Source organism: Chryseobacterium sp. FP211-J200, assembly GCF_001643375.1.
GTDB classification, from domain to species: domain Bacteria; phylum Bacteroidota; class Bacteroidia; order Flavobacteriales; family Weeksellaceae; genus Epilithonimonas; species Epilithonimonas ginsengisoli.
On the sequence record NZ_LSHB01000046.1, the window covers coordinates 1 to 10,233 of the forward strand.

General features: G+C 39.7%; 6 protein-coding genes. All 6 read right to left on the reverse strand.

What is annotated here, in order from left to right; all coding sequences use genetic code 11:
• Nucleotides 1–8: 8 nt before the first annotated feature.
• The 6 genes from AXA65_RS14185 to AXA65_RS14210 all read right to left on the reverse strand — a co-directional run bounded on the left by AXA65_RS14185 (nucleotide 9) and on the right by AXA65_RS14210 (nucleotide 9,593).
• A complete protein-coding gene (locus AXA65_RS14185; RefSeq protein WP_063970745.1) occupies nucleotides 9–722 on the reverse strand; it encodes a hypothetical protein in 714 nt (237 codons plus the stop codon).
• A gap of 53 nt (nucleotides 723–775) precedes the next feature.
• Nucleotides 776–3,475, reverse strand: a complete 2,700-nt coding sequence (locus AXA65_RS14190) for a DEAD/DEAH box helicase (RefSeq protein WP_086048215.1) — start codon at nucleotides 3,473–3,475, stop codon at nucleotides 776–778.
• Nucleotides 3,475–5,127 (reverse strand): site-specific DNA-methyltransferase, encoded by a 1,653-nt coding sequence (locus AXA65_RS14195; protein WP_063970746.1) that lies wholly within the window; start codon nucleotides 5,125–5,127, stop codon nucleotides 3,475–3,477. Before AXA65_RS14195 ends, AXA65_RS14190 begins: the two co-directional genes overlap by 1 nt.
• A 322-nt stretch (nucleotides 5,128–5,449) precedes the next feature.
• Nucleotides 5,450–5,950: a hypothetical protein gene (locus tag AXA65_RS14200; protein WP_063970747.1), complete on the reverse strand. Its 501-nt coding sequence runs from the start codon at nucleotides 5,948–5,950 to the stop codon at nucleotides 5,450–5,452.
• Nucleotides 5,947–6,696, reverse strand: a complete 750-nt coding sequence (locus AXA65_RS14205; protein WP_063970750.1) for a DUF3800 domain-containing protein — start codon at nucleotides 6,694–6,696, stop codon at nucleotides 5,947–5,949. The genes AXA65_RS14200 and AXA65_RS14205 overlap by 4 nt, the downstream gene beginning before the upstream one ends.
• Entirely contained in the window at nucleotides 6,696–9,593 is a 2,898-nt protein-coding gene (locus AXA65_RS14210; protein ID WP_063970748.1) for an SNF2-related protein, read from the reverse strand. Before AXA65_RS14210 ends, AXA65_RS14205 begins: the two co-directional genes overlap by 1 nt.
• Between the last annotated feature and the right edge of the window lie 640 nt (nucleotides 9,594–10,233).

Sequence of the window (10,233 nt, forward strand, 5' to 3'; positions counted from 1 at the left end):
ATAATGCACTACGGGTTAAATTCGATAAAAACTTTACTTTGTTCAAAAGCATATTCTTCAATATCATCTTTATTAAACAGTGCCTTAAAATTCCGCTCCAAATTGCGAAGCAATTCCTTTTCATCAATGGAAATATCTATGAAGCTATCTCTTTCATCAGAATCTGTTTTGTTGCTGTAATAGGGTTTACTTACGTCTGTAATTTTCCATATCTGCTCTTTTTCTTTTACCAATTTTTTAAGTGCAAGGACGTACTTATTCCAGATGGCTATATCCTTTTCCCTCTGAATATCGGCCTGGGGAATCTGTTGAGCATCAACTGTTTGGTAGAGCGTCTGAAATTCTTTTTTTTCGGAACCCGTCTTATCGTCAAAAGCGATCAGGTTAAAGAAGACCAATGATGATTCTGTATCGTTTACTGGAGGGTTGAACAGGGAAATTTCTTTTGCTTTCTGCACCCTATAAAAATATTTCTGGGTGAAATCGTCAATTTTCACACTTCCTAAATACACAATAAATTCGATTGCACGATCTGAAGAAAAAGGAACTAAAATCCTGTGACGACTTCCTTTATCAGAGGATGGATATTTTTGGAAGAAACACATACGCTGTATATTGAGCGCACTTTTTAATGCTACCGGGGAGAGCGTGTTGTATTGATTGTTTCTATATTTTTCAAAGAAGCTATCGTTTACCTTCAGATATATTTCAATTGCTGCCATTAGTAGAAGATTTCAATTTTTTTTGTCGATTTGTGATTACTTTTTTACCTCTTTTATAATGCATACTGCGCCATTAAAAAATCAAAGCCTGTGGTGATTGTGATTTTGTCGTGGGGAACGAGGGCGTATTTCCAGGGTTTGCCACCGTTTTCGGCGCTGTATTGGGTGGCGTAACGGCAGAATTTGACGGCTGCATTTCGCTTGTCTTGCACATCAGGATCGGTCATCTTACCGGCTTCTTTCGGTTCGACCAGATAAATTGTGTCGGCTGTTTCCACGACGAAATCGGGTTCGTATTTTTTGGAGTTATTGGACCACCACAAGCGGAACTGATTGGCTGCAGGGCGCATCCATTTATCTACTTTATCGTCATTTTCCAAGATAATGGCAAAGTCTTTCTCGGTATTGGAGTCGAATTTATATTCGAAATGACATGCTTTTTCGAATCCGCGGAACACGAACTTTAGCACTAAAGAAAGTGGTGTTATGACATCTCTGTAATCCCGGAATCCGTCACTTGCGAAAGCGGTGAAATTGTGCTGCTCAATCTTTGTGAAGGGAAGGATTTTAGGTTCCAGATAGTCGGTCGACTGCAAGTCGAAATTTGCCCGCATCTGCATGTAAATTTTTTCGGCGATGGCCGTTTTGAACTGGAACACTGTTTTTGCAATTTCCTTTTTGTCTTCCAGATTGATTTCGAGCGCGCTGTAGGCCTGAGTGGCCAATTTGTGAAGTAATTCGGCATTATCGTCGTAATCGACATCCGAATAGTTCAGCAGTTCACTGATGATGTTCTTAACCGGATTGCCATAAGAACCGCTGGACGAAACTCCAATTGTTTCTGTTTTTCTGTCCACTATTCCCAAACGGATGATTTCATTTTCGAGGGCACGGTAGTTCATTTCAGCGGTGTCCAGATCGAAGTCTTTGAAGGTTGCTATGACTTCTCCCTGAACAAGATCCATCCTCGGGATCTCAATAATATTTTCTTTATAAGCATTAATGATTTCGCCATAATTTGCCCGTGCTTCGGTTACAATCTGTTCGGTAAACATATTGAGTTGGCCTGTATTGAGGTTTTCTTCAATGGCTTTCAGAACTTGCTCTTTGACTTCTTCTTTATTGAGGTCATCGAGTTTTTTTACATGGTGCGAACTGTTGAATTTCGGAATAGCCGTTAGGACAGCCTTCTTTGCATCCAATACATTCTGTGCCGTTTGTTTTGATTTGGGACTTTCTATTTTGTCCACTTTTTTCTGTTCCTCCTCGATCTGAACTTCAGTGTTTGTCTTTGCCGTAACCACGACTGTTTTGATCTTCAGATCTTCTTCGTCCATTTCGATGAAGCTGAATTTATTCAGAATGGAATCCGGTTTCTGGGCTTCTTCGATGATCTGATTAAAATTGTCGTGGGCAATAACCGTGAGCTTATCCACGCTTTCAACGCCGGTCCGTTTGCCGTCGTAAGGCAGACGCAAACCCCGGCCGATGGTCTGCTCAATCAGAATTTTAGCGTTTGCCGCCCGCAACGGCACAATGGTGCAGAGATTTGAAACATCCCAACCTTCTTTCAGCATATTGACATGGATGACGATCTCAATTTCGTTATCCAATTCCTCCAGGGAGACAAAAAGTTTTTCGATTTCCTCTTCTTTTTTGGTGGAGGAATCAATCTGAAGCACTTTACCCGCGTACTCGCCACCGTAAAATTCTGAGGAACTGATCAGTTCATATATTTCCTTCGCATGCGTGATGTCTTTACACACTACCAAAATGAAAGGTTTTACCTGTTTTACTTCATTGGTTTTTGAATATAACTCCAATTCCGTTCTGGTCTGTTTGTGGACGGAAACGGCATCTTCAAGTTTAATGATGTCGACCTCGCGATCAGAGAGGCTGCCGCGCACGAAGTTCTTTCTTTTGGCGATTGCGGGGTTTTTCACAAATGTACCGTCGGCCAACGCCTGCGCTAAATTGTATTCGTAGATAATGTTTTTGAACACTTCGCCTTTTTCATCGGTCGGTGTGGCGGTGAGTTCTACCCCTAATATTGGTTTCAGTTCATTGATTGCACTCTTAGAGGCATCGGCATGATAGCGGTGCGCTTCATCCATTAGGATTACGAGGTCTTCAATTCCTGTAAGGTATTCCCAGTAAGACTGACCAAGATATTCGGAGAGTCTTTTGATTTTGGGTGCTAAAGAAACGCCGGCTTTTTTGGTTCCCTTGTTGTCTGAATTGAATTTTGAAATATTGAAAATATTGATCCGTATCTCGCTTTCTTCAAAGAGGTTGGACTGCTGGTTGTAGTTGTCGCCGGTAATGATGACCGGTCTGTTGTGAACAAATTCGGAGATCCCATTAAAAACATATTTTGCATAGGAAGGATCGCCAAAGTCGCGGATCAGTTTCTCGTATATGGTTAAGTTGGGAGAAAGAATGAAAAAATTCTTAATGCCTTTTGCGAGGTATAAATAGGAAATGATGGCACCCATCAATCTTGTTTTGCCGACGCCTGTAGCAATGGAGAAGGCCAGTGAAGGAAATTCGCGCTGGAAATCTTTGAGCGCCGGATAAGCCTCTTTGATGACTGCCAATTCCTGCTGCAGGAATTCCTTGTTTTCGGCAGCATCAGCAGAAGGTTTTGTTAGGGATAAACGGTTGGTGACATCGGCAATTACATCTAAGGAATCCTGTAAAGGTGCACGCAGCGACAGGCGCTGCTTAATGGAGGCGGAGATTTGATTCATCATTAATCGAATAAGGTGGGTTGATCCGGACTGTTTTTTTGGTCGTTGAGTTCCTGAACTGAAATGCTGGTTTCGTCCGCTTCTTCATTTTCTTCTTCCTGTGGAAGGTTTACGATATTGAAACTGTAATCGTCTTTACCGAACTCGCAGCGGTTGAGTAACATTTGCGGTATTTTTTTGATCGTGATATTAGCGAACTTATTTTTGCATTCCTGCTGGAAAGCTTTGCAGCAAATGAGCAAACTTTCACCCGGCTGCATGTCGTCGTGCAGGGCTTCGAGGGCTTCCACGGTAAGGAACTGGGTGGTGGTAAAAATGAAATCCTGTTCGGATGAAGTGCCCTGTTTCCAGAATTTGGCTTCATCGGGTTGGTATTTAAAGCCTTCCTGTTTTGCCATGGCTGCGGCGAGCATGTCGGGATTGTAATCGGGGCTGATGATGAAGTTGTCGAAACGATCTTTTTTAAGGAGACTTGGCGCAAGAGTGTAGAATTTGAAGCCGCCGCCGCCCTGCCAGTTTACGGCCTTGGAAATGCCGCCCTGTTCACCATCTACGACAGCTTTTAGGCGCGGGTAACAATGTGTTCTGGCATGGTCGCCGAGTTCTATCCCAATGTATTTACGGCCCATTTTATGGGCAACTGCTGCGGTTGTACCTGAGCCGAGGAAAGAGTCGAGAACTATGTCACCTTCTGTACTGGCTAACATTAATATCCTATCGAGTAGGCGTTCCGGTTTCGGTGTGTCAAAAACAGAAGTCAAATTAAATCTTTTAACTTCTGCTTTGGCTTCTTGATTATCTCCTACTTCAGCTCTAAACCACAGTGTTTTTGCAACAATACCTTGTTTAACTTCAGACAAAAATCTTTTTACTTGGGGACCTGTGGTGCCTGTCTTCCCGAAATAAATTCTGTTGTCGGCGATCATTTTTTTAAAGACATCCTGACTAAACCTATAGCAGCTTCCTTTCGGTGGCCAGAATTCTTCCCCAGTATTAGGATTAACAACAGGAAAAACCCCAGACTCTGAAAAGGTCTTTACAAGCACGTCACCTGGCTTCCAAGGTCCTCTTTGGTCATTATCCGGATTTTTATATCTATTATTCATATCATCCGTTCGAGGCAACAAATTTGGTCGCCATATATCTTTATATTTAGCATACACCAAAATATGATCATGACTATCTGAAAGCCATTTAGCATCATTAGAAGGTGAGTATTTTTTTTCCCAAATTACATTATTGATGAAGTTCTGACGCCCAAAAACCATATCACAAAGGACTTTCAGATAATGACTCTCATCATCATCAATGGAAATCCAAATCGACCCATCTTCAGATAACAGTTTTTTTAAAATTTCCAGCCTTGGCTTCATCAAGCTCAGCCATAAAGAATGTTCCACACCATCATCATAATGCTCAAAAGCGTTACCTGTATTGTAAGGTGGATCGATATAGATGCATTTTACTTTGCCGGCATAATCCTGTTCCAAGGCTTTTAAGGCCAAGAGGTTATCGCCATGGATGAGCATGTTTTCGGTGTGGGAATCTCCGTAGGAGTATTCGGGGTTTTCTATGAGGATGCGGGGCTCGAGCTTGGGTTCTTCGCCTTTGCCGATCCAGGTGAGTTCGAGTTTTTGGAGGTTTTTATTGGACATGTTATGTTGAGGGATGATGTATTATGAGTGATGGGTGATTAGTGATAAGTGATGCTTTCCTAACTGTATACTTTGGTTTCCTAATTTTCAGAGGGTTTGTTTATTGATTATCGATGATTTATCGTTTATGAAATTCAATTTTTAAGTTAATTTCTACAATTTTCTTTCCTAAAAAGGTTTTTATGTACACTAAATGTTAAAATTTAAGTTAATATATGCAATATTTGTATATCCGCAACTAATTTTTATATCTTTGCAACAGCTCAGTAACCATTCTTTATTGATGTAAGTGTTAAAGGAGTATAGATACCGTTTAGTTCCGCTAAGCGGTATTGGCCTTTTTATAGGCATTGTATTCCTTCATCAGTTTGTTATAAGTGTGCGTTTTGTCTACGACGTAAGCTGTCCACAACAAATAGAATCCATCTCTCTCTGTTAAGACCACCAAGTATTTTTCTTCTTCATTAAATATTAAAATTCTAGTGTCCCGACCTCGGGTGTTTTTCCAGACGAGCAGTTCTGAATTGGGACAGTTTTCGATTATAAATCTGGGAAACCGAATACGCTCCATTCTTCTGAAATCGGGCGTTCTGGAGTTTTCAATTTCCCCTTCGTGGGTTATATGATAAAAAGTTTTATGGTAAAGGCCATCAACCAACGGATTTTTCTGTGCCGATACGCGCACACCGCAAAAAGAAGGAATACTTTTCACAAAATCCTTTTCGAATATTTCATATACTTCCTGAAAATATTTGGTAAAATCGTTACCAAACTCATCCATAAAAATCAATTCCGGAAATACCAGTTGCTTTACTCCACTCATAACAGATTTGCATATTTATCAGGATTCCAGACGAAAATGTTAAACTTTTCTTCCTTTACCAAAGTGGACTTTGTCAATGAATATCGTGACCGTTCCTTAATGAGCTGAATGATTTTATTTTTTGACTCACTTGAGGATAGATTTCTGTTCACATAAGCCATTGCACCTATCAGTAAGTCTGCGAGTTCAATTAACTCTACCTCATGAGATCTTACCTGCTGAATCTTTTTAATGATAGATTTGGAGTAGTCGTATTTATCTGTACGCAACACTTTTTCCAATTTATGTACTTTTTCTGTACTTCTAGTGTCCTTGATATCAATGTAGATATTGTGAGAGTAGTCAGGATTCAAGATGACCTTCAGCATATTGAAGTACATTTTATAATAAAAAGTATCGTGAGTATGGTTGTACTTTTCGTAATCCAGCGCCATTTTGTCGGGAACTACCAGTGCCCGAAAAGAAAGATCGTCGTCATCGAAGAAATAATTAATGACTTCTATATAATAATCCAGTTTAGCAGCAGATACTTTGTTCCATTTCAGTTCATAGTAAGAGCGATTCTCCAGAGCACTTTTTCTGCTCTTTGGAACAAGATTATATTTTAATTTGATGTCGCGCAGTCTGCTAAATATTTCGTCCTTTTTATTGGCAGGACAGTACACTGCACCAATGGCCATGACCTTCTGTCCATCATTTTCCAAATGGCAGCTTTCATCGCAATAGATATTGATTAAATTTCTCATTAGATTAAATTCCATTTGATGGTAAACAGTTCTTTTTCTTCCGTCGACTGTTTTAAACGGCTTTCGATATCTGTAAGCAATATTTCTTTGCGGTTATCGATTTCATCCTGGGCTTCGAAAAGGTTCTGGCGTTTTTCGTTCCGCTTTTTTTCCATGTCTTTTATTTCCCGCTGTGCCTGTACTTTGAGTTCCAGCTTGAGTGTTTTTTTAGCTTCCGACTTTCGCAGTTTAATTTCAGCGTCAAGATCCTTTATTTCTTTCTCCAGGCTGATTTTCATATCATCCGCCCATTGGTCGAGTTTATCGATTTCGGTGTCGAAAAAATCTCTGTTCCGTTCAGCATTCAGACCAATAATTGCAGTTTTTTCTTTGTGAATGGCTTCTGAGAATGTTCCTGTGATATCATCATCAGGTGAGACTTCTGCACCAACTTCTGCATTCAAAGAGAATAACCTTGTCCCCATTTCGGATTCAATAATTTCACCATCGTCCGTAAACCAAGCCAGTAATAAATAATCTTCATCCTCAAACGATTTTATCGAGAAAGATTTCACCTGCAACCAACCGGACTGACCAATGTATTTCTCAAGAAAAGCAATTTTCGTATTGGTATTTGTATAATCGAATGTGATTTCACGGCTTGACGTGTCGCCATTTTTACATTCAGTAAGAATTTTCTGGGCCAATTTATGACCTATTCTGTAAATGTTGGTATCCTCGGGGATTTCGATGTCTGATTTTCTTTTATTATCATCCGACTTTAAAATCATGTATGGACCTGCATGAATCAATTCCTTTGGGAAAGGATTTGCAGTGAGGGTAAATGAGTAATCTGTTGTAAAGTTGGCATAATCTTTCAAATAATACTGAGTTACCTTCCAAAGGTTATCCTCAAATCTTGATAAATGTTTCCTGGTTTCGGAGAGGTTGTATTTTAATTTTTCGCGAACTTCTTCGTCGAAATTCTCGAGCAATGTCGTTTTTACGGTTTGGATTCTTTCATCAATCTGGGATTTCAGTTCTTCCTGAAGGGTATCAAAGGCACTTTTAATTTCGTCCGGTGTTCTACATTCCTGGTATATCTGTGCAATTCGCTTTTCGAAATCCATTCCGTTGCCTATTGCACCCAGAACTTCATCACTGGCACCGAATACACCGGTGAAGAGTTGGAATTTCTCATCGAGTAACTCGTACACCCTTACATCTGCAGCATTTTTAATATTGATGAAGTTAATCACCACGACATCATGCTTTTGGCCATACCGGTGGCAACGGCCAATACGCTGCTCAATGCGTTGCGGATTCCAGGGAAGGTCAAAGTTTACGATCAGGGAGCAGAACTGCAAATTGATTCCTTCTGCAGCTGCTTCAGTGGCAATCATGATTGTCCCTTCATTTTTGAAGTATTCCACCAATGCTGCCCGTTTATCAGCTGTAGGCGAACCTGTTACTTTATCGGTCCCTTTGTTTTCCTGTAGCCACTTTTTATAGATTTCTTTTGATTTAGTATCTGTATTTGTTCCGTTGAACAGCACTACTTTCCCCTTATATCCCTGAGCTTCCAGGATATTGTGCAGGAATTCCTGTGTGCGGCGACTTTCTGTAAAGATTAGTGCTTTTTTATTGGCACCCAATTTTTCTAACTCAGTGAAGCCTTTAGACAGCGCATTCAGTAAATGGTCAGCTTTTGAATTTTTCCTGATACTCTTCGCCAGTTGCCGGAATTCTTTCAAGTCGGCGATTTCTTCGAGCATATTTTCGATGTCCTCCTCGGAATAGGTATCCTCCTCAAAGTCATTTTCTTCGTCTTCATCCCATTCTTCCGCCAGTTCATCGGTAGTTTCGTAATCGAAATCCAATTCCTCAATCAGATTGACATTATTATGTTTTAAAACAATGCCTTCCAGCTTTTTTACTAATGCATCAAGAGTTCCATAAATAGCATATGAGGAAGAGGCCAGTAACTTCCGTAAAATTAAAGTCATTAGCTGTCTCTGGCTATTAGGCAGGGCGTATAATTTTGGCCTCTGTAAATATTCAGAAACTAAATCATAAAGTCTGTATTCGTCTGGATTGGGTTCAAATTCTTCGCGTATCGCAATACGTTCGGTGTAATTGATGTATTCCAAGACCTGTCGTCTTAAGGTTCTGTGGCAGATAGGTTGAATTCTGTTTTTCAGTTCCTGAAAGTAACCGTCATCTACCATTCTTCCATATTGGGATTTAAAGCTCTTCAGATCCCCAAACACATAATCATCAATAATACTTACCAATCCATATAATTCCAGAATTGAATTCTGTAGCGGCGTTGCTGTCAGCAGAACTTTTTTGTAAGGAAATAAGGCTTCCTTTATCGCGTTAGAAGTTTTATTGGAGGGTTTGTATACGTTTCGTAATCTGTGAGCTTCATCGACAATTACTAAGTCCCATTTCGTCTGTTCCAGGTAAGGAGCTTTGGATTTTGCAAACTGAAACGAACAAATTACAATATTTTCGTTCTGATTAAATGGATTCAGGTTACCCTTTTTTATTTCCTCATTAAATGACTTAGATTCGAGGATTACGGATGGGAGGTAAAACTTATCCATCATTTCCTGGTTCCATTGCTTCCGGAGATTAGCGGGCGCTATAATTAAAAGTTTTCTTTTGCGTTCTGCCCACTGTTGAGAAAGAATAATTCCAGCTTCAATTGTTTTTCCCAAACCCACTTCGTCGGCAAGAATAGCTCCTTTTGATAGTGGTGACTGGAATGCGAACAATGCTGCATCGATCTGATGAGGATTTAGATCGACCTGTGCATCCTGTAAAGATGCAGTGAATTTTCCTAAGTCATTGGCAGGAAGCTGCCTAGTTAAATCAAATGAAAAGTATTTTGCGTGATATGGGGTAAAGCTCATTAAAAATGGATAATTAACAAAAATACGAAAAAGCATCCGAAAGAAAAAGAGAGAATCCAGAAAGGGAGTAAGGACGTAAGCAAACTTTTGCAAAAGAAAATATTTATTTTTTAGCTCAAAAATTTACCTGTTAATCTTATATAATAGAACGCAGCATAATGAAATGCCTGTTTTAGTTTGCTTTTAATAACGTCTTAATCATATGTTTTTTTTTGAAAAAAAATAAAAAAAAGTTTTTTGCCAAAAATTGGTTACTGCCCTTACTGCCACAAAATAAAGAAAAGCGATGCATTGAGTACTAACGTGAGTGGCTGAGAATTATGTGTACTTATTTTCAGAAAGGAAACATATCCTCATCGTCCTCACTTGCGGCAAAATCCTCAGCTTCTTTCAACGGATTATAATCAGGAATCCAATCGGAATATTTGTGAAGGATGACCGCAATATTGTGCAGGTAAAAGTGTTCTGAAAGTTTTATTTTAATACCTCTATTTAACCTGAGTTCGGTTTATGCGAAGTTTAAAAATAATTGACCGTCATTCACTTTTTTCAAGTTGAGTGACGGTTTTTTTGGAAAGAATCAATAAGCGGTTAGCCCTCCCAAAATGTTCATCATAAAATTGTTCACGCTTCTATGTCT